Annotated in this window: 17 protein-coding genes; 9 read left to right on the forward strand and 8 right to left on the reverse strand. The window is 57.8% G+C overall.

Annotated features, from left to right (window positions below; translation table 11 throughout):
* Positions 1–98 precede the first annotated feature (98 nt).
* From lepB (RBB47_RS08130) to recO, 4 genes are all read left to right on the forward strand, one after another.
* A complete protein-coding gene (lepB, locus tag RBB47_RS08130; RefSeq protein ID WP_305985268.1) occupies positions 99–851 on the forward strand; it encodes a signal peptidase I in 753 nt (250 codons plus the stop codon).
* Between the two features lie 30 nt (positions 852–881).
* Positions 882–1,589, forward strand: coding sequence for a ribonuclease III (gene rnc / locus RBB47_RS08135; protein ID WP_305985269.1), 708 nt, complete (start codon positions 882–884; stop codon positions 1,587–1,589).
* 82 nt (positions 1,590–1,671) lie between these two features.
* The gene (gene era, locus RBB47_RS08140; protein ID WP_305985398.1) at positions 1,672–2,598 is read left to right on the forward strand and encodes a GTPase Era; all 927 of its coding nucleotides are present in this window, start codon (positions 1,672–1,674) and stop codon (positions 2,596–2,598) included.
* Positions 2,599–2,613: 15 nt separating this feature from the next.
* Complete coding sequence (recO, locus tag RBB47_RS08145) at positions 2,614–3,375, forward strand: DNA repair protein RecO (protein WP_305985270.1); 762 nt, start codon at positions 2,614–2,616, stop codon at positions 3,373–3,375.
* A gap of 1 nt (position 3,376) precedes the next feature.
* On the opposite strand, the gene lepB (RBB47_RS08150) is transcribed toward recO, so the two are convergent.
* Complete coding sequence (gene lepB / locus RBB47_RS08150; RefSeq protein ID WP_305985271.1) at positions 3,377–4,087, reverse strand: signal peptidase I; 711 nt, start codon at positions 4,085–4,087, stop codon at positions 3,377–3,379.
* A 289-nt stretch (positions 4,088–4,376) separates the two neighbouring features.
* Between lepB (RBB47_RS08150) and parC the strand changes: the two genes are divergently transcribed.
* A complete protein-coding gene (gene parC, locus RBB47_RS08155) occupies positions 4,377–6,629 on the forward strand; it encodes a DNA topoisomerase IV subunit A (protein WP_305985272.1) in 2,253 nt (750 codons plus the stop codon).
* A 1-nt stretch (position 6,630) separates the two neighbouring features.
* Here parC and RBB47_RS08160 read toward each other — a convergent pair whose 3' ends face one another.
* Positions 6,631–7,542, reverse strand: a complete 912-nt coding sequence (locus RBB47_RS08160; protein WP_305985273.1) for an AraC family transcriptional regulator — start codon at positions 7,540–7,542, stop codon at positions 6,631–6,633.
* Here RBB47_RS08160 and RBB47_RS08165 point away from each other — a divergent pair.
* The 3 genes from RBB47_RS08165 to RBB47_RS08175 all read left to right on the forward strand — a co-directional run bounded on the left by RBB47_RS08165 (position 7,541) and on the right by RBB47_RS08175 (position 9,662).
* A complete protein-coding gene (locus RBB47_RS08165; protein WP_305985274.1) occupies positions 7,541–7,948 on the forward strand; it encodes a DUF2000 family protein in 408 nt (135 codons plus the stop codon). The genes RBB47_RS08160 and RBB47_RS08165 overlap by 2 nt on opposite strands.
* Before the next feature lie 95 nt (positions 7,949–8,043).
* Positions 8,044–9,207, forward strand: a complete 1,164-nt coding sequence (locus RBB47_RS08170) for an iron-containing alcohol dehydrogenase (protein WP_305985275.1) — start codon at positions 8,044–8,046, stop codon at positions 9,205–9,207.
* A complete protein-coding gene (locus RBB47_RS08175) occupies positions 9,204–9,662 on the forward strand; it encodes a thioesterase family protein (protein ID WP_305985276.1) in 459 nt (152 codons plus the stop codon). The genes RBB47_RS08170 and RBB47_RS08175 overlap by 4 nt, the downstream gene beginning before the upstream one ends.
* Positions 9,663–9,846: 184 nt before the next feature.
* Here RBB47_RS08175 and smpB read toward each other — a convergent pair whose 3' ends face one another.
* Positions 9,847–10,326 (reverse strand): SsrA-binding protein SmpB, encoded by a 480-nt coding sequence (smpB, locus tag RBB47_RS08180; protein WP_305985277.1) that lies wholly within the window; start codon positions 10,324–10,326, stop codon positions 9,847–9,849.
* A 33-nt stretch (positions 10,327–10,359) separates the two neighbouring features.
* Positions 10,360–11,238: a 4-hydroxy-tetrahydrodipicolinate synthase gene (gene dapA / locus RBB47_RS08185; protein ID WP_305985278.1), complete on the reverse strand. Its 879-nt coding sequence runs from the start codon at positions 11,236–11,238 to the stop codon at positions 10,360–10,362.
* A gap of 275 nt (positions 11,239–11,513) precedes the next feature.
* On the opposite strand from dapA, the gene RBB47_RS08190 reads away from it, so the two are divergent.
* A complete protein-coding gene (locus RBB47_RS08190; protein ID WP_305985279.1) occupies positions 11,514–12,455 on the forward strand; it encodes an alpha/beta fold hydrolase in 942 nt (313 codons plus the stop codon).
* 138 nt (positions 12,456–12,593) lie between these two features.
* On the opposite strand, the gene RBB47_RS08195 is transcribed toward RBB47_RS08190, so the two are convergent.
* The 4 genes from RBB47_RS08195 to parA form a co-directional block, all read right to left on the reverse strand.
* The gene (locus RBB47_RS08195) at positions 12,594–13,754 is read right to left on the reverse strand and encodes a porin (RefSeq protein WP_305985280.1); all 1,161 of its coding nucleotides are present in this window, start codon (positions 13,752–13,754) and stop codon (positions 12,594–12,596) included.
* Positions 13,755–14,167: 413 nt separating this feature from the next.
* Positions 14,168–16,300: a penicillin-binding protein 1C gene (gene pbpC / locus RBB47_RS08200; protein ID WP_305985281.1), complete on the reverse strand. Its 2,133-nt coding sequence runs from the start codon at positions 16,298–16,300 to the stop codon at positions 14,168–14,170.
* 6 nt (positions 16,301–16,306) lie between these two features.
* A complete protein-coding gene (locus RBB47_RS08205; protein WP_305985282.1) occupies positions 16,307–21,736 on the reverse strand; it encodes an alpha-2-macroglobulin family protein in 5,430 nt (1,809 codons plus the stop codon).
* A 195-nt stretch (positions 21,737–21,931) separates the two neighbouring features.
* Positions 21,932–22,573 (reverse strand): ParA family partition ATPase, encoded by a 642-nt coding sequence (gene parA / locus RBB47_RS08210; RefSeq protein WP_305985283.1) that lies wholly within the window; start codon positions 22,571–22,573, stop codon positions 21,932–21,934.
* Positions 22,574–22,609: the final 36 nt, after the last annotated feature.

Below are 22,609 nucleotides of genomic sequence, written 5' to 3' on the forward strand. Positions count from 1 at the left end.
CGCTTGCTGCATTGCTTCCAACGGCGTGAACCGCTAAGAGTTTCGCTCGGTGGCGGCCATGCGGAGCAGGACCGCAAAAACGTACTTTAAGGGATATTATGAGCGTGTCGGAAAACAAGAAGGATAACGAAGGCGGTCTTTACGAGACACTGAAGGTCGTCGTCCAGGCACTGTTGCTTGCCCTCATTGTCAGGACGTTCCTGTTTCAGCCGTTCAATATCCCGTCCGGGTCCATGAAAGACACGTTGCTCATCGGCGACTATCTGTTCGTGTCGAAATACAGCTACGGCTATTCCCGGTATTCGTTCCCGTTCGGACTGGTCCCCTTTTCAGGAAGGGTTTGGGCTGCGGAACCCCAGCGCGGTGACGTTGCCGTGTTCAAACTGCCGACCGATACCTCCATCGACTATATCAAGCGCGTGATCGGTTTGCCTGGCGATACCGTGCAGGTTCGCGACGGTGTCGTCTATATCAACGACGAACCGGTCAAAAGAGAACGGATCGACGACTATATCGAGACCTCTGCTTCTGGAGCCGTCCGGCGCGTGCCCCGCTTCAGGGAAACGCTGCCAAACGGTGTTTCATACGATACGCTCGACCTGACGACACGTGGGCAACTGGACAACACACGTGTTTTCGAGGTGCCGGAAGGCCATTATTTCATGATGGGCGACAACCGCGACAACTCCGTTGACAGCCGCGTTCTGTCCAAGGTGGGTTACGTTCCATTCGAGAACTTCATGGGCCGCGCCGAAATTCTGTTCTTCTCGATCGAGGAAGGCACGCCTGCCTACTATATCTGGACATGGCCGTGGACAGTGCGCTGGAACCGGATCGGAAAAACGCTCTGAGTCAGACCGGCTCGGGGCGTAAACAGGCGCATGACACAGAAACAAAAACAAAACGCGGTTTCGAGCCTGAAGGCGGCCTTGCACTATGAATTCAAGGACCTGGAACTGCTGCGCACCGCGCTGACACATGCCAGCGCTTTGTCACCGTCTGAAACCGTTGCCGGCAGCTATCAGCGGCTTGAATTTCTGGGTGACCGGGTGCTCGGCCTTGTGATCGCCTCCATGCTGCATGCCCATTTCCCCAAAGCGGATGAAGGCGAGCTCGCACGGCGTTTCAATCATATGGTCAAGCGTGAAACCTGCGCCGAAATCGCACAGGAACTCGGCGTCGGCGACGCCATGCGGATCGGCTTGGCGGAAGCGCAAACAGGCGGCCGCAAGAAATCAGCACTTTTGGCCGATATCTGTGAAGCTGTGATCGCGGCTATCTATCTCGACGGTGGTTTTGAAGCCGCGGAAAGCTTCGTCAAGCGCCTTTGGGAACCGCGTATGCTATCCTGGACCGGCCCGCTCCGCGATGCCAAGACAACGCTGCAGGAGTGGGCGCAGTCCAAAAGCCTGCCGACACCGCGCTACGAGGTGAGCGCGCGCGAGGGTCCGGATCATGCGCCCAATTTTACGGTCTCGGTGATTGTGCAAGGGCTGACACCCGGAGCGGGGCAAGGCGGTTCGAAACGCATCGCGGAACAAAATGCTGCCGAAGCGGTTCTTCGCCGCGAAGGCGTCTGGAAGGAATAACGGTCAATTGAGCGACGAAAACGACCCTGGCGATCCGCGCGACGAGGATGACGGCTTTGTACCACCGTCGGGACGGTTCGATATGCCTTTGCCTGAACCCTTGCCTGAGATGCCCGGTGGAACAAAGGCCGGTTTCATCGCGCTGATCGGCGCACCAAATGCCGGCAAGTCCACGCTCATAAACCAGCTTGTCGGCACCAAGGTTTCCATTGTGACGCACAAGGTGCAGACAACCCGATCCATTGTGCGCGGTGTCGCCATGCATGGTTCGGCGCAGCTCGTGTTCATCGATACGCCCGGGATCTTCAAGCCGAAACGCCGCCTTGACAGGGCGATGGTCGATACCGCCTGGGGCGGTGCGCGCGACGCGGACGTAATTGCCCTTCTGATTGACGCCCGCAAGGGCATCGACGAGGAAGCAGAGAATATTCTCAAGCGGCTGAAAAGCCAGCCTGCCCCCAAGGTGCTGATCCTTAACAAGACTGATGTCGCGAAACGGGAAAAACTCCTCGATCTGGCGCAGAAGGCCAATGAGTATCTGCATTTTGAACAGACCTTCATGATCTCCGCGCTGACAGGAGACGGCACCGCGGCCATTCTCGATCACTTCGCCTCGAAAGTGCCGGAAGGGCCGTGGCTTTACCCTGACGACCAGCCGTCCGATCTGCCACTGCGCTTACTGGCCGCAGAAATCACCCGCGAGAAACTGTTCGAGCGGCTGCATCAGGAACTGCCCTATATTTCGACAGTTGAAACCGAGCAGTGGCAGAGCCGCAAAGACGGATCCGCCCGCATTGAGCAGACGATCTATGTGGAGCGGGACAGCCAGAAAAGCATTGTCCTTGGCAAAGGCGGCCAGACGATCAAGGCGATTTCGAAGGCCGCCCGAGAAGAGCTTGCAGAGATCATCGAAGCCCCCGTGCATCTGTTCCTGTTCGTGAAGGTGCGCGGAAACTGGGCCGACGATCCGGAACGTTACAAGGAAATGGGTCTCGAATTTCCTAAGTGATTGGGGTCAGGACGTTTGGAATGGAATAGCCGCGGCGTGGTTCTGACCACCCGCAAACACGGCGAAAACGATATCATTCTGGAGGTCATGACACTCGATCATGGCCGGCACCTCGGCCTTGTCCGCGCTGGCCGCTCGCAACGCAACCGGCCCTTGCTTCAGCCTGGCAACGAATTGGATCTGACCTGGAAGGCCCGTCTTTCGGAACACCTGGGCGTATATCAGTTCGAGGCGGAAAACCTGCGCGCAGCCAATCTCATGAATTCCGGTGTCGGACTTGCCAGCGTGCAGCATCTCGCATTCCTGCTCCGCTTGCTGCCTGAGCGGCACCCCTATCCGCGGCTCTTCGATGCGTTGAACGTTGTCCTGGAGCATCTCGACGCGCCAGACGCAGCTGCCGCCGTGCTGATCCGTTTCGAGCTGGAATTACTCAAAGACCTGGGAACCGGTCTCGACCTGTCGTCCTGTGCGGCGACCGGGCAAACGGAAGATCTTGTTTATGTCTCGCCCAAGTCGGCGCGCGCTGTGAGCCGGGAAGCGGGCCTTCCCTACCATGAGCGGCTTCTACCGCTTCCGTCCTTTCTGGTGGAAGGACAGAGACAGGCCGGGAGTGAATTGACCTGGGTTGACGTGAGCGAGGGTTTTGAGCTGACCAGCCACTTCGTCACACGCTATCTACAAGATCGCGGTCACAGAGACGGCGGGACGAGAACACAACTCCTTGCGGCTCTTGAAAAGCGCTACAAAGAGGCGTTTCCCTGGAATTTCCAGCCGTAGGTCAATCCAGACCCGGTTTCATGGAGCGCCAGACAAATCGTCTCGACGGTCCGGAAAAATAAACGTGAGAAGCGACGCCGATGAGGTTTTCAGCGGGAATATAGCCTATGCGGGCCAGAACACGGCTATCGATGGAATTGTCCCTGTTGTCGCCGAGCACGAAATAGTGCCCCTCGGGAACAAGGTACTCTCGCGTGTCATCGAGCATACCGCTTTCTGTGAGATCCAGCGTTTCATAGTGGACGCCGTTCGGGAGCGTTTCCTGGTAGCGGGCAACCGAAGTGCTTCCGTTTGTCCTGGAGTGGTCACTGTAATCATCCAGGCGTTCGCGCAATATTGGCTCGCCGTTGATGTGCAGCAGCCCCGCCTTCATCTGGATCGTTTCTCCCGGAAGGCCGACAACACGCTTGACGTAGTCAATCGGAGGGTCGGTTGGCGCTTTGAACGTGACAACGTCGCCGCGCCTCACCTGTACACGCGGCATCTGGTCGGGACTGTAAGTGCGCAAAATCTCGTCAAACGGAAACGACACCGGAATTTGGACGTAGAAGCGATCGCCAATTTCAAGCGTTGGTTTCATGCTTCCCGATGGAGAAGAAAACGCCTTCAACCTGTCCGCCGACGCATTGAACCAGACATATCCGGTATCAGCTCCGACAGTTGCGAGTGCCAAAAGAAACGGCAGTCCCAAAGAGTACAATTTCAGTTTCAAGTTTTTGCTCGCACGAAAATGCTTCCGGTCAGGATCGGGACGTATGCATTAAAGCCCGAACTGGGGTGACAACCAACCAATTTTTGACGACGGTAAAAATGACACGGGCGCAAACGGGGGTATCAAGCACATCGGGTGACCTTGCCTCCGACCCACCGGTTCGGATCGGTGCTCTTTCTGCCCCGCACGCGCGGCAAAGCAGTTGAAATCCGTTGAAAATCTGCCGCTTTGGTCGCTGATCCCATGTTCACGAATTGCGTGGACGAGCCGAAGCAGTTAGCTAACAGATATGGGAAAAGAGACGACACCACCTCCGAGCGGCATTGAAGGGATTAACCTGCGGGAAGCGTTGGAAGAACGCTATCTCGCCTATGCGCTCTCAACGATCATGCATAGAGCCTTGCCGGATGTCCGCGACGGATTGAAGCCGGTGCACAGACGGCTGCTCTACGCGATGCGCCTGTTGAAACTTGACCCGGGGGCCGGGTTCAAGAAATGCGCGCGTGTGGTTGGCGACGTCATCGGTAAATACCATCCGCATGGTGATCAGGCCGTTTACGACGCCCTGGTTCGTCTAGCTCAGGACTTTGCACAGCGCTACCCGCTGATCGACGGCCAGGGCAACTTCGGCAATGTCGATGGAGATAACGCGGCAGCCATGCGCTACACCGAAGCACGCATGACCGATACGGCCAAGCGGCTGCTCGACGGGTTGGACGAAAATGCCGTCGATTTCCGCGAAACCTATGACGGTGAAGACAAGGAACCGATCGTCCTTCCCGGAGGATTTCCGAACCTTCTCGGCAATGGCTCTTCGGGGATTGCCGTGGGCATGGCGACATCCATACCGCCACACAATGCCTATGAGCTTTGTCAGGCCTGCCTCCATCTGATCAAGAACCCGAAGGCCGAGGTCGACGAACTGCTTGAATTCATCAAGGGTCCGGATTTTCCGACCGGTGGACTGCTGGTTTCCGATCAGGGTTCGATCCGCGAAGCCTATGCGACCGGGCGTGGCAGTTTCCGGGTTCGGGCACGCTGGGAAGTCGAGGATCACGGCCGCGGCCAATGGTCGATCGTCGTCACCGAGATCCCCTATCAGGTTCAAAAATCGCGTCTGATCGAGAAGATCGCCGAATTGCTGACCGCCCGCAAACTGCCTTTGCTGGATGATGTGCGTGATGAGTCGGCCGAAGATATCCGCATCGTTCTCGTTCCGCGTTCACGCAATGTCGACGCCAACCTGTTGATGGAATCCCTGTTCAAGCTGACCGACCTGGAAAACCGGTTCTCGTTGAACATGAACGTCCTGTCGATGGGCAAGGTACCCATGGTGATGGGTGTGAAACAGGTGCTGCGGGAGTGGCTTGACCACCGCAAGGAAGTCCTGATCCGTCGCTCCGAACACCGGCTGGGACAAATCAACCATCGGCTCGAGGTTCTGGAAGGCTATCTGATTGCCTATCTGAACCTTGACGAGGTCATCCGGATCATCCGCGAGGAAGATGATGCCAAGGCGGAGCTGATCAGAACGTTTGAACTGACCGACGTTCAGGCCGAAGCGATCCTCAACATGCGGCTCAGATCTCTGCGCAAGCTGGAAGAGCTTGAAATCCGCAAGGAGCACGAAAAACTCACCAACGAAAAGGACGAGCTCACCAAGTTGCTTGGGTCAGACGGCCGTCAGTGGACCAAGATCTCCAAGGAAATCGTCGAAATTTCAAAAGTCTATGGTCCTGAAACGGATATCGGCCGACGCCGGACGGACAAGTCGGAAGCGCCCGAAGCCGATCTGGTCGACATCCAGCAGGCCATGATCGAAAAGGAACCGATCACCGTCATCATTTCCGAAAAGGGGTGGATCCGCGCCCTCAAGGGGCATCAGAGCGACCTGTCCACGCTGTCTTTCAAGCAGGGAGACAAACTGAAACTGTCTTTCCACGCGGAGACGACGGACAAGATCCTCATCTTTTCAACGGGCGGAAAGTTCTTCACGCTCGGCGCGGACCGCCTGCCCGGCGGGCGCGGACACGGTGAACCGATCCGCTTGATGGTCGAGATGGACGAAGCCCAGGATGTGGTCAATGCTTTTGTCCACAAGCCCGGCCGCAACCTGCTCTTATCCAACAACGAAGCCAGAGGCTTTGTCGTTTGCGAGGACGACGTGATTGCCAACACCCGCAAGGGCAAACAGGTGCTCAACCTTACAGCGCCGGCGGAAGCTGCGCTGTGTGTCGAGGCAACCGGCGACCATGTCGCAATCATTGGCGAAAACCGGAAGCTGCTGGTCTTCCCGCTTGCACAAGTTGCCCAGATGGCGCGCGGACGCGGCGTCCGCCTGCAACGCTACCGGGACGGCAATATCTCCGATATCCGTGTCTTTGGAAGCGCCGAAGGATTAACCTGGACGGACAGTTCCGGACGCAGTTTCACGCGCACGCTCGAGGAATTGGCCGACTGGCGCGGTGACCGCGGACAGGCGGGCCGCCTGCCTCCGACTGGCTTCCCGCGTTCCAACAAGTTCGGCCCGGGCTCGCTCTAAGTCAGCTCCTGGCGCTTGCAGCAGTCAGCTGCCGCCATGCGCCCGGTGTCATTCCAAATGCGCGCTTGAAGTGCCTTGTCATGTGGCTTTGGTCGGAAAAACCGCTGTTCAATGCGACGTCCGCAAGAGGTTTCCCAAGCAAAAGCAATTGCTTAACATGCGCGAGCCGGCGCATCAGAAGGTACCGGTGCGGGCTTGTCCCGTAGGCCCGTTTGAACTGCCGGGACAAGGTGAAGCGATCGAGATTTGCCAGTTGTTCGAGATCGTTCACAGTTATGGGATCCTTGAAACTCTCCTTGATGAAATCGGTGCATCGCCGGAGCGCTCGCCAGTTCAACACGCCCGCACTGACACCACCGTTTCCTCCAAGGCTGCCAAGGGCGCTCGCAAGTTCGGCCAAAAGCGAACTGCGTTTCAGGTCGCCCATTTCAACGTCGATGTCTTCAAGACAATCAATGAGGATCTTCTGCAATCGCGGGTCGGTGGAAACGGGATCGGCAAGATGAGGCAGGCTGGTGACGCCGGTTGTCTCAAGAGCTGCCTGAATGTCCTCCGGCTGAACATAAATCATGCGGTACTGCAGACCGCTCTCTGTTCCGGCGCCGCCGTCATGCAGTTCATCGGGATGAATGACGATGATTTGTCCGGGCAGCGATGCGTGCACCTGGCCACGATAGCTGAAGGTTTGAACACCACGCAGCGTCAGACCGATTGCATAGGTGTCGTGCCGGTGCGGGTCGAACCCATTGCCCCGAAAACGGGCTTCTATCCGCTCGATCTTGTCTTCAACGGGCGCTATCCGGATTGAGTCCGTACCCGCTGTGCACAAACGTTCAAGACACCGCTCCTCTTCAGGCGCATTGCTTGGTCGAACCCCTACAGATCTCGTTCCTTTCGTGGAGTTCGCGCTCATGTTCGATACCAAATTCGTCATTGTTGTCCGTGAAGACCTGGCCGTCTGGCAGAAGCTGAATGTCACAGCGTTTCTGTCGACGGGCGTTGCCGCAGCCAAGCCGGAGCTTATCGGTGAGGCTTATCGCGACGCAGCAGGAAACAGCTATCACTCCATGAGCGTCCAACCAATCATCATTCTGAGCGCAGACACGAATCTCATGAAGAAAGTCCACCAGCGGGCGCTGCAAAGAGACGTCGCATCAAGTCTTTACATCGAAGAGATGTTTACGACGGGACACGACAGGGCCAATCGGGAGATATTCGGGACGTTTTCTCCCGAAAATGCGGCTGTAGTTGGCATCGCGTTTCATGCCGACAAGAAAGTCGCCGACAAGATCACCAAAGGCGCACGCATGCATGCGTAATCGTCTCCGCCAATTCGTGCAATTTTCCAAGATGTCCCTCTCGACGGATGGTGCCATTCTGGGCAATCTGTGAGGTGTGCGAGACAGGGGAAAACATGATCGGTCCGTTTACGTTCAATACAAGCCAGCGCATCGTTTTTGAGAACGGCGCGGCCGACAAGATCGATCAGCATGCCGCATTCTGCCTGGGGCCGCGCCCCTTCCTCGTTACTGATCCAGGCATTGTTTCACTTGGTCTCGTTGACGGAGCCAAAGACGCCCTTTCTCAGGCTGGGTTTCACGTCGGCAAGTACTCCGAGGTCGTTGCCGATCCACCCAGATCCCTGATTGAGCAGGCACTCGAAGCGGCGAAAGTCCACGGGGCTACGTCTATCATCGGTTTCGGCGGCGGGTCTTCACTCGATGTTGCCAAACTCGTCGCGCTTTTGGCTGGAAGCGGCGAAGACCCTGATAACGCTTGGGGTATTGGCAATGCGACAGGACCTCGCCTACCGCTTGTTCTTGTCCCCACAACCGCCGGAACCGGTTCGGAAGTCACCCCGATCTCGATCATCACCGTTGGTGAGGAGGAAAAACGCGGCGTAGTCTCACCTCTCCTTCTACCGGACTTGGCCATCCTGGACCCGCTTTTGACGTTAGGCCTTCCTGGCCCCGTCACCGCGGCCACCGGGATCGACGCCATGGTGCATGCCATTGAGGCGTATGCCTCGAAATCAGAAAACAACAATCCCGTTTCCAGAAGCCTTGCGATCGAGGCGCTGCGCCTGCTTGGCGCGAACATTGAAACCGCGGTGTTCTCGCCGGCAAACGAAGACGCCAGGAGCGCGATGCTGCTCGGCTCGATGCTGGCCGGGATGGCATTTGCGAACTCACCTGTTGCTGCAGTTCATGCCCTCGCCTATCCGCTTGGAAGCTCGTTCCACATTCCGCACGGGCTATCAAACGCGCTGGTCCTGCCTCATATTCTGAAATTCAACAATTCACTTGCAGCAGACACATATGCCGAGATCGCGCCGCATCTGTTCCCCGATCTGTCAACAACCGGCGATCCGGCCCTGAGAGCTGAGGAATTTGCAGACCGGCTGGCGGCCCTGTCTCACAAGCTCGGACTTCAAACCCGGCTAAGCGATGTTGGAATTGCCGAAGAACACCTTCCGAAACTGGCCAGTGACGCCATGAAACAGACGCGCCTTCTGGTCAACAATCCAAGGGAATTGACAGAAGAAGACGCCTTGGAAATCTACAGGGCCGCCCTATGAACTCCACAAGTTATCCACAGGCTGTGCGCCCATATCCACTTTCGAAGTCCGACTTCAGAGCGTTTCAAACAATCCCCACCCGGTGGATGGATGTGGACATCTACGGACACGTCAACAACGTGCAGTATCTGAGCTTTTTTGATACTGCCGTAAACGGCTGGTATGTCGCCAATGGCTTGCTTGAGCCGCGGAAGAGCTCCGAAATCTTTCTCGTTGTCGAAACCGGCTGCAACTACTTTGCCGAGTTAACATTTCCAACCGTCGTTTCTGCGGGTCTGCGAATCGAGAAACTCGGCTCCAGCTCTGTGGTTTTTCGGGTAGGATTATTTGCCGGCAAAGAAACTGAAACAGCCGCGCACGGGCGCTTCGTTCATGTGCTCGTAGACAGGGAATCCCGCCGTCCAGTCCCCATTTCCGAACAAACCAGAAGCATTTTGGAAACTTTGACGGCTTAGGAAATCGGTGCCTTGCGAGCAACCCGCTGTCCAGCACCTGTCACCAGAAAATCCACGGGAGAACCTACTGAAAACCTGTGTGCGGACCTTGCACGATATACACAGTCGGTCCACATGTTATCCTCAGAATGTCAACGCCTGAACTCAACTGTTCACAGCAATTATTCAGCCTGTGGAAAAGCTGTTAGCCCAGGTTCTTCATGAGACGTGACTTCTCGCGCTGCCAGTCGCGCTTCTTTTCGGTTTCGCGCTTGTCATGCAGCTTTTTACCGCGCGCAAGGGCTAACTCGAGTTTCGCCCTTCCCTTATCGTTAAAATAGAGCTTGAGAGGGACAATGGTTTTGCCCTCTTTTTGAACGGCACCTGCAAGTTTCCCGATCTCGCGCTTGTGCAACAGAAGTTTGCGCGGCCGCCGGGGCTCGTGATTGAACCTGTTCGCCTGAAGATACTCGGGGATGTAGACGTTGTAGATCCAAATCTCGCCGCCATATTCGGCGGCATAGGATTCGGCAATATTCGCTTTGCCGTTGCGCAGGGATTTCACTTCCGTGCCCTTCAGCTCGATCCCCGCTTCCAGCGTATCCTCTATCTCGTAGTTGAATCGGGCTTTCCGGTTGTCAGAAATGATCTTTCGTCCCGGATCGCCTCCCTTTTTCGAAGCCATTTTTGTCCTTCAGGGCAATCGGCCCTGTGTCAATCAGTTGATCAGCCCCGCATGAGCCATTGCGTCGCGAATTTCCGCGCGCGTTTCCTCGGTGACCTTTACAAGCGGCAGCCGGAGTTCTTCCTCGATCTTGCCCAACAGTGAAAGCGCGTATTTCGCTCCGGTCGGATTCGGCTCAAGAAACAGCGCACGGTGGAGCGGTGCCAATCGGTCCTGATACTCAAGAGCCTTATGGTAATCTCCTGCCAGGGTCGCAGCCTGAAACTCCGCGCACATGCGCGGTGCCACGTTTGCCGTCACCGAAATGCAGCCAACGCCGCCATGTGCGTTGAACGCAAGTGCGGAAATGTCCTCGCCGGACAGCTGGATAAAGTCGGGACCACACAAATGGCGCTGCCGGCTCGCCTTTGCAAGGTCGGCGGTTGCATCCTTGACACCTTTGATGTTGTCGCAACTCTCATAGAGTTCCGCCATGGTTTCCGGCGTCATGTCTATGACGGAACGTCCCGGGATGTTGTAGACGATGATCGGCAAGCCAACGGCGTTGCTGACGGCGTTGAAATGCGCCTTCAATCCGGCCTGGTTCGGCTTGTTGTAGTAAGGCGTCACAATCAAAAGGCCATCCGCGCCAGCCTTTTCGGCATAGCGGGCGAAGTCGATCGCTTCCAGCGTGTTGTTTGATCCAGCGCCTGCAATAACGGGAACGCGTCCAGCTGCAGCTTCCACGCACAACTCAATCACGCGCTTGTGCTCGTCATGGCTGAGTGTCGGGCTCTCACCGGTCGTTCCGACAGGCACCAAACCGGTAGAACCTTCGGCTATCTGCCACTCCACGAAGTCCTGAAACCGTTTCTCATCAAGCGCTCCGTCCTTAAACGGGGTAATCAGCGCTGGAATGGAGCCTCTAAACATCTCGGTTTCCTCTTGGACGATTCTTCATGTTCCGGCGAGCGTACTCGACCTGTCTCAATGGTGGCGCAACATACTCATCTGCCGCAAAAGGAGCAATGCTTCCGGTTCGTTTCAGGCACCCCTGCGCGATTTTCTTTCACGTGTTGCGCTCTTTCAGCGACACCTCGCTGCTACGTTGGCTCAAGGGTAAGGACACTTCCTATTGGCAGCTTCTCAAAATCGGCACTATCTTCGATCAACAACATAATGGAATGGAAACGTTTTTGGAGATCGTCATGAGCACTGCGCCGCAAGAAGCGCTGACCGGCACCCTGCCCTCAACAGCATCAGAACCTGTCGAGTTTACCTGGAAGAGTTCTGATGGTCTGCAGCTTTCGGGCCGCGACTGGGCGCCCGCTGAAACCGGCACCGACGAAACCTGCGAGAAAATTCCGGTCGTGTGCCTGCCCGGCCTTTCGAGAAATTCTCGTGATTTCAATGATATTGCACGTTTTCTTCAAGCTTCAGGTCATCGTGTCATCGCCCTGGACTACCGTGGTCGTGGAAGAAGCGACTGGGATTCCGATTGGCGGAATTACGCGCTGCCAATCGAGGAAAACGATATCGCAGCCGCGCTCGACTTTCTGGGTCTGGAGCGCTTTGCGGTGTTGGGCACGTCGCGCGGCGGACTGCACGCGCTTGCCATGTCACTCAGATATCCGGCAAGCCGGATGGCGGCCGTGATCTTCAACGATATCGGTCCGCATATCGAGATGAAGGCGATTCACCGGATTGCGGCAACGCTCGGTCACAAGATGAAGAGCGAGTCGATGGAAGAGGTCGCCACCAACCTGGAGCATACGATCGGTCTTCAGTTTCCCTCATTCGAACGCGAGGATTGGCTCAAACTGGCGGGACAACTGGCGTCTGACCATGCCGGTCAGATCGTGATGGACTACGATCCTGCCCTCGCACACCAGCTGGCCAGTCTTGACGATGCCGCACCGGCGCCAGATCTGTGGCCGCTTTACGAAAAACTGAATGATCGCCCGGTTCTCATCATTCACGGCGAACACTCTGATCTTCTGAGCTCCGACACATGTAAACGCATGCTTGAAACGCATCCGAACGCCCGGCTCAAGACCATTCCAGGCCAAGGTCATGCACCTGTGCTTTGGGAAGCGGAAACGCACGCGGCTGTTGCAGCGTTTTTGGAGCAACTTCAGACTGAAAAATAGGCGAAAACGCCGCTCCGCTGCTTTCGAACTTGGGTTCAGCTCCGACAAAAGCCAAATCGGTTCGCGCTATGCTTCAAACAAAAAGAAAACCCGGCGTTTCCGCCGGGTTTTCCGTCAAACCTCTATGAAGAGGATTGATTAGAAGGTTTTCTGCGCACGTACGCGGAAGACCAACTCGTCCTGATCGCCAACGTTGTCGACGTCGGTGTTGGCATAACCAACGTCCGCACCGATACCGAAGGTGGAGACCGGCTCCCAAACAACCGAACCGTCGATTGCGTAGCGGGTCACGTCGTTGCCAGTGCCGGACATGTCGACTTCAGCGTAAGAACCGTCAAGCGCGAGGCCGATGGTCGGAGTCGCCTGGATGTAGATACCAGAGGACAGGGAGTAACCGCTGTTGGTGTCGTCGCCGGTGTAGTCGGAAACAGTGCCAGCAGCAATCGCGTTAGCGGAAGCCGAGATGCTGTCACCGATGTATTCCAGAGCGCCGTCAGCATAGAAACCCTGGAAGAAGATGTTGGAACCGGAGTTCGCGAACGGCAGGTTGAACACTGCACCAGCACCGATTGCCCAACCGATGTTGTCTTCGCTACCCGGGTTCGTGCTGTTGAATGCAGCATCCGGGTAAACCTGGTGAAGAGCACCAGAGATCTGTGCAGAACCCCAACCCTGGGAGATAGCCAGAGCAGCTACGAGATCCGGAACGCGAGTACCGCCGTAAGCGCCGGTTTCACGTGCACGACGATCTTCGAGAGCGACCGTTGCGGAGAAGCCGTTGCCGAAAGCAGCGGTGTAAGCCAGCTGGTTGACGGTTTCATCGGACCAGTCACGACCGATCGGACCCGACCAAACCTGACCGGTGAAGATGTCGAAGTTAGAACCGAGGTAACCAGCGGTGATGCCGCCCCACTGGATGTAGGCAGCGCCCATGTCGAAGGACTCAACCTGGTTGCTGATCTGACCTTCAAGAGTGAAGTAAGCGCGCAGCGTGCCGAATTCGGTAGCGGTACGAGCGTCGATGTACAGATAAGCTTCGGTCAGCCAGGTGTAACCGTCAGAGTCACGGTTGCTCCAGTTACCATCGTCCAGAACGTTGTTGATGGTGACCTGTGCACGAACACGACCGCCAACACGCAGGCAGGTTTCGGTGCCCGGGATGTAGTAGAAGCGAGCGCCGTAAGCGTCACAAATACGTACGTAGTCAACCGGCTCCGGAGCAACCGGCAGATCGGCCGCCTGAGCGGTGGTAGCGGTAGCAGCGGCTGCTACGCCGAGCATCAAGCTCTTGAGTTTCATTTTGACCTCCAATCAGTCATTTCAATCGGCACAAACAGAAGTGCCACTTGTCCCCGCGAATTTACTCTGCGTTTGCTTCCGACCGGAGGTTGGACGTCCGAGGCATGCAAACCAGTGCGGCGCGAAGCCGCTCGCAAGATGACCATACGCATCCGCATTGGCGGTTCAACACAGAATGCACTCTGTCGGGGGTCCCGGTGCTGTTTTCAAAAACCGGTGTTGCGCGAATGTCACAAAATCGGGGTCGATCTTTAGAAACTGTTAGGAAATGAGGGCTGTAACGGCCTGATTGCGTGGTGTGGACAAGCATCGAGGCGACCTGTTTGGCAGTGCATATCGGGTCGAGATTCGTGTTCTGTCGGCGCGGCAGACATCCCATTTCGGCGTAGTCGCGACTCTCGAATCGAATGTTTCTAGCGCATCAGGACGGTCACCGCCGCGCTCTTGCCACTTGCGTCAACAATGGTGACATCCGCAAAGCCCGGTGCATCAGGTTGCCATATAAGCTGCCTGCCACTTTGACCGGTTGCGGGTAATGGAGCACCGTTGACGAGAATCGAAAACGGCGCCGTTCCCCCCTTGAACTTGACCACGAGCGGTTGGGCCAACTGGAAACCACCTGAGTCGTTTGACAGCCCCAGATCCAGCTCGGCGCCGTTCGGGGGATAAGCTATTTCAAGGGCATTGTTTGAGATCCGCCGTTCGATGCGCTGCGGGATCCGGGCAAACTCAAGCGAGCTCGGCACGTCGCCCTCAAGCGCCGACTGGGCCTCCGCCGGATAGGCAGGCAACGGCGCCCTATTCAGTCCGAGAGACTGAAAAACCGAAAAAAGGACAGGCACGGCCGCCTTGGCCCCTGTTTGACCGGGAACGGGAGAGCCGTCCGGCCTGCCGACCCACACGGCGGCAACATGGCGGCCATCATATCCGACCGCCCAAGCATCTCTGTAGCCATAAGAGGTACCCGTCTTGTAGGCGATATGCTGGGTCTCGGCACTGTTGATCTGCGGCATCCCGATCAGAATGTCGCTCACCAGGGCGGATGCCTTCGCTGTAAGAATCGGCGTCGCCTGCGGGCCTCCGGCTTCAGGAGCGCAGTCGGAGCGGCAAGAGCGGAGCACGACAGGCGCGCCTCCTCTGGCAACGGCGCCATAGGCCTGAGCAAGATCTTTCAACGACAGGCCAAGACCGCCGAGACTGATCGCAAGCCCGATGGACTTGCCCTTCTCCAGCGCAGGCTGAACGCCCGTGCGCTTCAGCCGCGCGATCAGCCTTGCAGGCCCGACTGCTTCAAGCAATTGAACGGCGGGCGTGTTCAAAGAGAGCTGCAAGGCTTCACGAAGCGTCACCGTTCCCTGATAGGCCTGGTCGAAGTTCGTTGGCCGGTAACCGCCGATATTGGTCGGCCGGTCGATGATCAGGCTTTCCGGAACACCGATCCCCTCTTCAAAGGCCAGCCCGTAAATCAGTGGTTTGAGAGTCGACCCGGGAGAGCGAACTGCGCGTGTCATATCCACATGACCAAGACGGGTCTCGTCGAGAAGGTCTGGAGCTCCGATGCTCGCCAGGATTTCACCGCTTCCATGGTCGGCAACCACAACGGAAAGGGAAATGGGAGCCGGAAATTCCGCTACACGTTTTTTTGCAACGCTCTCAAGCGTCGACTGCAGATCGCGGTTGAGCGTCAGCCGATGAACATTTCGTTCTGGATGTTTCGACAGTGCGTCGCGGCTTTCGTGTGCTGCGATCAGAGGCATTGCGAATCGTTTGGTACGCACTGGCTCTGCTGCCGACGCAGCGGCCTCGTCCTGCGAAATCACGCCTGCAGCCTCAGCCCGCATCAAAACCCTGTCGCGAGCTTTCCGCGCATTTTCGGGGAACCTGTCCGGCCTCCGTGCTTCCGGGCTCTGCGGCAAAGCCACGAGGAGCGCGGCCTCGGCGGCCGTCAGCCGGCGCGGTTCCTTGCCGAACCAGGTGAGGCTCGCCGCACGCACGCCTTCCAGATTGCCACCGAAAGGCGCGCGCAAGACGTAAATCCTGAGGATATCCTCCTTGGAGAAGGCTTCTTCAAGCTGAACGGCCTTCAGGACCTGCTCGTATTTGCGCCGCAGGCTCTTGGTCGGTGCCTCATCCAGCAGTCTTGCGACCTGCATGGTGAGGGTCGAGCCGCCAGCAACAATACGGCCATGTCTTACGCTTTGCAGCGCTGAGCGGACAAACGCACGTCCATCTACTCCGCCGTGTTCGAAGAAGCGCTTGTCCTCAAAGGCAAGCAGCATCTTTACGTAAAGCGGGTCGATATCTTCCAGTTCAATAGGGAGCCGCCATTTCTCGTCATGGCTTGTAAACGCCCTTAGTAACCTGTCGTCGCGGTCGAGCACCACGACCGACAGCGGCAGGTCGCTGATCTCGGGCAGCGGCGGAAGTCGGACATAATCGTGCCGTACCTTGTAGGCTCCAGCCACTAGCAACACGACAAGGCAAAGCCCGGCGACCGCAACAGATCGCCGGTACGTCAGCCAGAAGTGCCGCAACCGCCTTTGCATGGGCGCTTACCGCGTCGGACCGAGCACCACGAAACGCGTCGTGTCGGTGATTGCACGCCGATCCGGCAGATACATGTCCTCAACCGAAGCCGGAGGATGAGCGAATTCTCCGGGAACAGCCGCGCGGGCGAGATAGGCGAAGGTCAATTCCTTCCCGCCTTGCCTTGTCTGATCGACGGCAACTTCGAACCTGTCCGAATAAAAGGCTGCATGCTGAGGCGAGTCGATCGTTGACAGGAAGGAGAGCCCTCCCAGGTCGCCGGAACGCACCAGACGCGGATTGTCGATCACCAGCCCGGCGGGCAAACGGTCAACGACCATCAGCCGGCCTGGACGATCCGTCAGCGCACGCACGGTGACAACAACTGCGACACGCGTGTTGACCGGCACCGCCGAAGCGTCCACCGGATTGCCGTCGAGATCATAGATCGTGCGTTCAACAGCATAGTCCTTGCCGCCAGCCGGCTCCGGTGTCGAAGGCTGACCAACCACGGAGACCAGCAGATCAATGGCTTTGGTTCCGTTGTTGGTCACCTGTGCCGAGGTTTGAGCAACGTCGCCGCCGGCAAGAGACCAGGCCAGCCTTCCCGGTGTTTCCTCACCGCGAACCGAGATTTTTGCTTCTTCTGCCGACTCGTTGAGCGACTGTGCCGCCAAAAGCATCCAGGCCATATCCTGTGTCGACAAGTGCGAATTGTTCCGCTGTGCCGACTTCAGGAAATCGATTGCTTCGTCCGTCAGGCGTGCACCCATGGACGCCGAGACCACATAGTCGGTGACACCGGCACTGTCGCGCAGCGGGGAACCATAGTCGCTCCTGTAAGTCTGCTGCCTGTCATCCGGCAGCGCGGCGAGCGCCGCGGTGAAACCGGTGGTCGCCCGATCCCGTTCGCCATATAGCGCCAGACTGGCGGCAACCTGTGCTTTTGCCAACGGCGTTGCAAAGCTCTGCAGCTTTGCATCGAGGTAGTAGCGCAGATCGCCCATCGAAGCGCGGCCGTTGCGGGCCAGCACATAGAGCGCATAGGCGATCCCCTCGCCCCCATTCTGGAAGTCGGACGCATAGGCGAGCCGGTTCTCCAGATTGTCCAGCGCGGTCGTGAAGGCGATGTCGGGAACCTTGTAGCCTTTCTCGCGGGCCCGGGTCAGGAAGTCTGTAACGTAGGCATCGAGCCAAGTGTCGCCGTCGCCATAGCTGTTCCAGAGACCGAAATCGCCCGAGGAGGACTGATTGGCAAGAATTGCCGCAATCGCCTTGACCACCCTCTCGCGGATCGCGTCGTCCCCGCCCAACCCGGCAGCTTCTGCGACTTCGCTTAAGTAAAGCAGCGGCAAGGCACGGCTGGTGGTCTGTTCAGTGCAGCCATAAGGGTACCTGTCGAGCGCAGCAAGAAGACCTGCAACATCAATGCTCGCTGCGCCACCTGCGGTCAGCGTTATGTCGACCGTGTCGGCCCGCAAGCCGTCGAAACTGTCGGCACTCAGGTTCAGGTTCCCACCTGCGGCAAGCTGAAATGCGGATCTGCGCACCACCGCAGGCTGGGTATCCTTGATATCAAGAGCAATCCGCTTGACCGTGCTTTTGCCGTCAGGACCGGTTAGCGATGCCACAAGTTCGCTGCTCATGGGCGCCGCACCGGCACTGACTGGCAAGAGCGCAAGGGCTTTCTTGCCGTTTTCAATCTCCAGGCTGCGCACCTGACGTGGCGCATTGTCGAGCGAAAGTCCTTCTGCAGCGGTGACTTCGAGTTCGTAGCTTCCCGAGGCGCCATCTACATTGTCAATTTCAATGGCGATTCGCGATCTGTCACCGGGAGCAAGGAAGGCCGGGGCGCTCGCGGTCATCACGACGGGCGACCGTACTTCGACTTCCTGGTCGGCATGGCCGACACCGTCCTTTGTCCAGGCCACCGCAATCAGCTTCAGCGCGCCGTTGAATGCCGGCACATCAAATGTGACGGTCGTTTCTCCGTTCGTGCCGACATCTACGAGACCGGAGAACAGGGCCACGGGTTCATCGTCGGGAGGTGGAGAATCAAGACGCAGCGACATGGCGTCGCCACCTGAGCGAACCCGGCCAACGCTGCCGGCCATCCTGTCGATCAACTGTCCGTAAAGATCCCTGATGTCCGTGCCCAACCGGCGCTGGCCGTAGTACCAGCCATCGGGGTCCGGTGTCTTGTAATCGGTCAGGTTCAAAATGCCCACATCAACGGCGGCAACCGTCAGATAAGCCTGGGTTCCAGCTTCCAGGTTGGCAAGCTTCACAGGCACATTCAGTGTTGTTTCTGGCAGGATCCGGTTCGGCGCCGACAATTCGACGTCAAGCGCGCGATTTCCTGGATCCACTTTCAGCCAGGACACTCCAATGGCTCTTGACGGCATGCGCTTTTGCGTGAGGTCCATCGGACGGTAAAGGCTCGCTGTGACATAAGCACCTGCTCCCCAATCATCGCTGACGGGAATATCAACCTCGATTTCTTCCGCGGAAACTTCCACAGTCTGGCTGGCCAGCAAGCCGCCGGCGACGACATTCACCACCGCGATCCCGGCCATTTGCGGTTTCAAGCGCAATTTGGCCGTCTCGCCGGGGCGATAGCTTGCCTTGTCCAGACCTACATCAAGATAATCCGGCGTATCGGATGTCGCGTCGGCCGAATACCAGCCGGCATTGAAGGAAACGCTTGTCGCAGTTTGAATGGGACCGCTTCCCTTCACATCCAGACGGTACTCGCCCCATTCGACCGGAAGCGACAATTCGGCGGGCTCAGTCGCTGTAACGGTCAAATCACCGTTTGCAACCCGCGTCGAAGACGTAATCGGTTCAAACGACCAGCGGCCGTCCGAGCGGTACCACTGGTACCTCCGGTTGACCTTGGAGAGCGTCCAGCTCAGGCCGCTCGCATCCTGCTGCGTACCGTCGGCACCAACGACAATGACAGAGAATGCGGCCGGCCCACCTTCGTCGACACCCCCTTCGAATGCCGGTTTGACGCCAATACGTGGCCCATTCAGCGCGACCGGCAAGTCCAGATCGCGTTCGACATAGCGTCCGCCGGCTTCGACGAGCCGGGCAACCAGCTCGCCGTCATAAAGCGCCGTCGTTTCCGGCAATTCGGGCAGCGTCACGTCAAAGGACAGCTTTCCGTCCTCGTCCGTTTTCAAACCCGACGGAAGACCGCCCCGCTGGGAATAACTCTCCTCGCTTTCAAGGCCGAACTGATATCCCGGGAAGGCTTCAAGCGTGCGAACGGGCCGCACGATGACGTCGCCTTCGAGCGACTGGCCGCTAGCCGGTGACCCGTAGAGAAACTTTGCATCCAGAGAGACAGGTGTCGGCGACGTTCTACTGAAAGTCGACGCTGACGTTTTCAGCTCGAAATCAACCCGCTCGGGCTGGTAGTCCTCGACAAGAAACGTCTCTTGCGCGAGCGAGCGTCCCTTCGGATCGGCAAAGACCTGCCAGGACCAGATGCCCTGCTGCGCGGACTGGTCCAGAACGAGATCCTGCAAATGTCCGCCAAGGCCACCATCAGCGACCGTAAAGCGCGCATGTTCAACACCGTCCGGGCGGCTGAAGACGAATGTCAGCGGGAAGTCTTCCTGCGCGATGGCTTTTGCATTGCGCAGAAGCGCCTGTGCATGAACCGTCTCTCCGGCCTTGTAGATACCCCGATCCGTCCAGGTGAAGACGTCCAACGGCCCTGGCGCCGGACGCCCCTCGACACCGCGGTCAGACAGATCAAATGCGGGTTTGCGCAGATCCAGGAAGGCATAGTCGCCCTCGCCTGTTTCGGCGATCAGGACGCCCGGCGCTAGTCCTCCGCGTCCGCGAGTCAGACCGGCTGCGAACTCGGCAAACCCTTCAGAGTTTGTGGCGACCTCGCCAAGGATCTCGTTGTTGACCGCAAGAAGCCTTACATTGACACCCTCGACCGCCTTGGCGGTCGAAAGAGATCGAATATTCGCGGCAATGCCACTGTCGCCCGTCAATGCCGTCAGGCCGAGGTCGGAAACCAGGAACCATTGTGTTGCGAGCGTGCCCCACTGGTTCTGAACATCCAGTTTCGAGCGGGCAGTCATGGCGTAGATGCCCGGTTTCAGCTCGACGCCGGTCTGTGAAATCGGAATTGCCGTGGTTATGTCCTGGTTGAGGCTGCTTTCAGTCTCGACGATCCCGGACCAGACTTTTTCCCCCAAGTCCTCTTCGATCCGGTCAGCCTGCCAGGAATCCAGTTGGCGCAGGAACCGGTTATCGCGCAAGACATCGGCCACTGACCGGCTGCCAACCCTGTAAATCGTTGCCTCGACTTCGGTCGTGTTGACCGACACGATCGGTATCGTCGGCTCTCCACCGGAGGGCAGCACGTAGGAACGTGACAGGAAATTCACCGAAGGTGAGCGGTCTCTTACATAGATCGACAACTCTGCGGTTTTCTCGAGCTTTTCACCATCGGCCGCCGGCAACCCGCTTCGAGCAGTCACCTGATAGCGCGCACCATGCTCAAGGCCGTCGGCGCAAATCTGCGATCCTTCCGTCTCGATCGAAACCGTGCCTGTTCCCCTAACCGTCACATAGGGGCTGAGATCTTCGCCAAGGGGAAGTTTTTGGGAGAAAACCAGGCAAATTCGCGGGGAAACGCTGTCTGAATCGACCTGATGATCGACTATGCGAAAGCCATGTTTTGCCACCAGGTCGTCGTAACGCTTGCGAAGATCCGGGTTTTCTTCAAGGACGAGTGACGCCCGGAGAGATCTGATCGCCGACTTGAATTCACTGCGTCTTTCAAGAGCGCGCCCAAGAAGGTCGAGAGCAAAGGCCCGCTCCTGTGGATTGATCGCACGCAGATAGGAATTGATGGCCGCCGAGATCGCGTTTTTCTGCTTGGATTCGCGATCCTGCCAGTTGTCAGGGTTCTGCAGAAGAAGCGCTGCGGTCAGATGGGTCCAGTCGTTGAAGTCGCCCGGTTCCAGCGCAAGCAACTGAACAAAATCGGCCTCTGCAAGCGCGCCGTTCCGATTGCTGAGGGCAGTCAGGCCGTTGTTCCGGATCTGCGCCACTGTCTGTCCGGTCGAGCGGGCGCCATTTGCAATGCTTAGCGAATATGTCTCTGCGCTTTCCAGTTGCGTATCGGGCAGGAAGGTCAGTTCGGCTTTCCTGTCGGCGCTCATGTCCGCGCGCGGCGCGTTGACTTCGACCACCCGGCCGGCAACTGCACCATTAAAACTTTGAAGCTGGCCGAAATCTGATTTCAGGAAACACCAACCGGCAGAGGTATTGAACGTGAACGCTCGGCACTGGTTGTCTTGCAGACACGCAGACTTGCAGCCCTCCAGATCGACATCCTTGACCGTCTGATAGTCGCCACCGAAGAAGTCCGCGTCATCAATTGTCACGATCCGCCGGTCTTGCGCGTGGCCTTGAGGCGTCAGCATGGCCGTCACCGCAAGGGCTAGAAGAACTGCGGAAACCGGTGATTTTCTTCGCTGTTTGCCTGCTTGTGTGAAACGAATGGATTGTAAAACTGTCGAAAAAAGAAACATTGCCTGTCCTCCCGGACCGAGTAGTTCCTCTATCAAGGCACCGGAACGTGACAAGGACAAGGCAGAAAATGCCGTCAGGGTTTACGATCAGCCGATCCGATCGACCAATTCATCGATCAGTGAAGCGACTTCCAGTGCTGCCTTGCTTGAGGGCGCTTCTTCGGTCACAGCGACCCCCCTGCCCATGGCCGCGGCAAAGACAGTCCTGTTGCCGAGGCGCGAATTCAAGGTGTCGTAGCCGGATTCGGCAATGGCTTCCGCCATCTCACCGGTCAGCGACGCACGCGGGGGGACACGGTTCAAAACCAGCAAGGCAGGCGTGCGTTCGCGTGCCGCTAGGTCAATCGTCTGGGATGTGGCCCACAGGTCCACAGGTGTGGGCTGAACCGGGACGATGACGAAATCAGCTGCGTCGATGGCCGGTTTTGCATCGGTGTCCGTCTTCGGCGCCGTGTCGACCACGACATAGCCGTGTGATCTTGCGAGCGACCTCGCTTCGCGGCGCGCTCCCCATCCGGAAGCGGTCCGGAACTCAAGGCCGGTCTCGTCTTCGCCCAGGCTTTCTTCGCGCGCTTCATACCAGGTGCCGAGCGATCCTTGCGGATCGACATCGAGGATGGCAACCGGTTCTCCGGATTGCTTCGCAAGCGCCACAGCCAGATGCGCCGCCAGGGTTGTTTTACCCGAACCGCCCTTTTGCTGGGCGACAGTCAAAATCCGACCGGACATCGCAAACCTCCAGAATTTGCGCCGTATATTGCGACG

This window comes from Roseibium sp. MMSF_3544 (assembly GCF_030732845.1).
Taxonomy (GTDB): Bacteria; Pseudomonadota; Alphaproteobacteria; order Rhizobiales; family Stappiaceae; genus Roseibium.

Excerpts from the sequence above, each read along its gene's own strand:
- lepB (WP_305985268.1), top strand. The coding sequence starts at position 99 with ATGAGCGTGTCGGAAAACAAGAAGGATAACGAAGGCGGTCTTTACGAG.
- rnc (WP_305985269.1), top strand. The coding sequence starts at position 882 with ATGACACAGAAACAAAAACAAAACGCGGTTTCGAGCCTGAAGGCGGCC.
- era (WP_305985398.1), top strand. The coding sequence starts at position 1,672 with ATGCCTTTGCCTGAACCCTTGCCTGAGATGCCCGGTGGAACAAAGGCC.
- parC (WP_305985272.1), top strand. The coding sequence starts at position 4,377 with ATGGGAAAAGAGACGACACCACCTCCGAGCGGCATTGAAGGGATTAAC.
- RBB47_RS08165 (WP_305985274.1), top strand. The coding sequence starts at position 7,541 with ATGTTCGATACCAAATTCGTCATTGTTGTCCGTGAAGACCTGGCCGTC.
- RBB47_RS08160 (WP_305985273.1), bottom strand. The coding sequence starts at position 7,542 with ATGAGCGCGAACTCCACGAAAGGAACGAGATCTGTAGGGGTTCGACCA.
- RBB47_RS08170 (WP_305985275.1), top strand. The coding sequence starts at position 8,044 with ATGATCGGTCCGTTTACGTTCAATACAAGCCAGCGCATCGTTTTTGAG.
- RBB47_RS08175 (WP_305985276.1), top strand. The coding sequence starts at position 9,204 with ATGAACTCCACAAGTTATCCACAGGCTGTGCGCCCATATCCACTTTCG.
- smpB (WP_305985277.1), bottom strand. The coding sequence starts at position 10,326 with ATGGCTTCGAAAAAGGGAGGCGATCCGGGACGAAAGATCATTTCTGAC.
- dapA (WP_305985278.1), bottom strand. The coding sequence starts at position 11,238 with ATGTTTAGAGGCTCCATTCCAGCGCTGATTACCCCGTTTAAGGACGGA.
- RBB47_RS08190 (WP_305985279.1), top strand. The coding sequence starts at position 11,514 with ATGAGCACTGCGCCGCAAGAAGCGCTGACCGGCACCCTGCCCTCAACA.
- RBB47_RS08195 (WP_305985280.1), bottom strand. The coding sequence starts at position 13,754 with ATGAAACTCAAGAGCTTGATGCTCGGCGTAGCAGCCGCTGCTACCGCT.
- pbpC (WP_305985281.1), bottom strand. The coding sequence starts at position 16,300 with ATGCAAAGGCGGTTGCGGCACTTCTGGCTGACGTACCGGCGATCTGTT.
- RBB47_RS08205 (WP_305985282.1), bottom strand. The coding sequence starts at position 21,736 with ATGCTGACGCCTCAAGGCCACGCGCAAGACCGGCGGATCGTGACAATT.
- parA (WP_305985283.1), bottom strand. The coding sequence starts at position 22,573 with ATGTCCGGTCGGATTTTGACTGTCGCCCAGCAAAAGGGCGGTTCGGGT.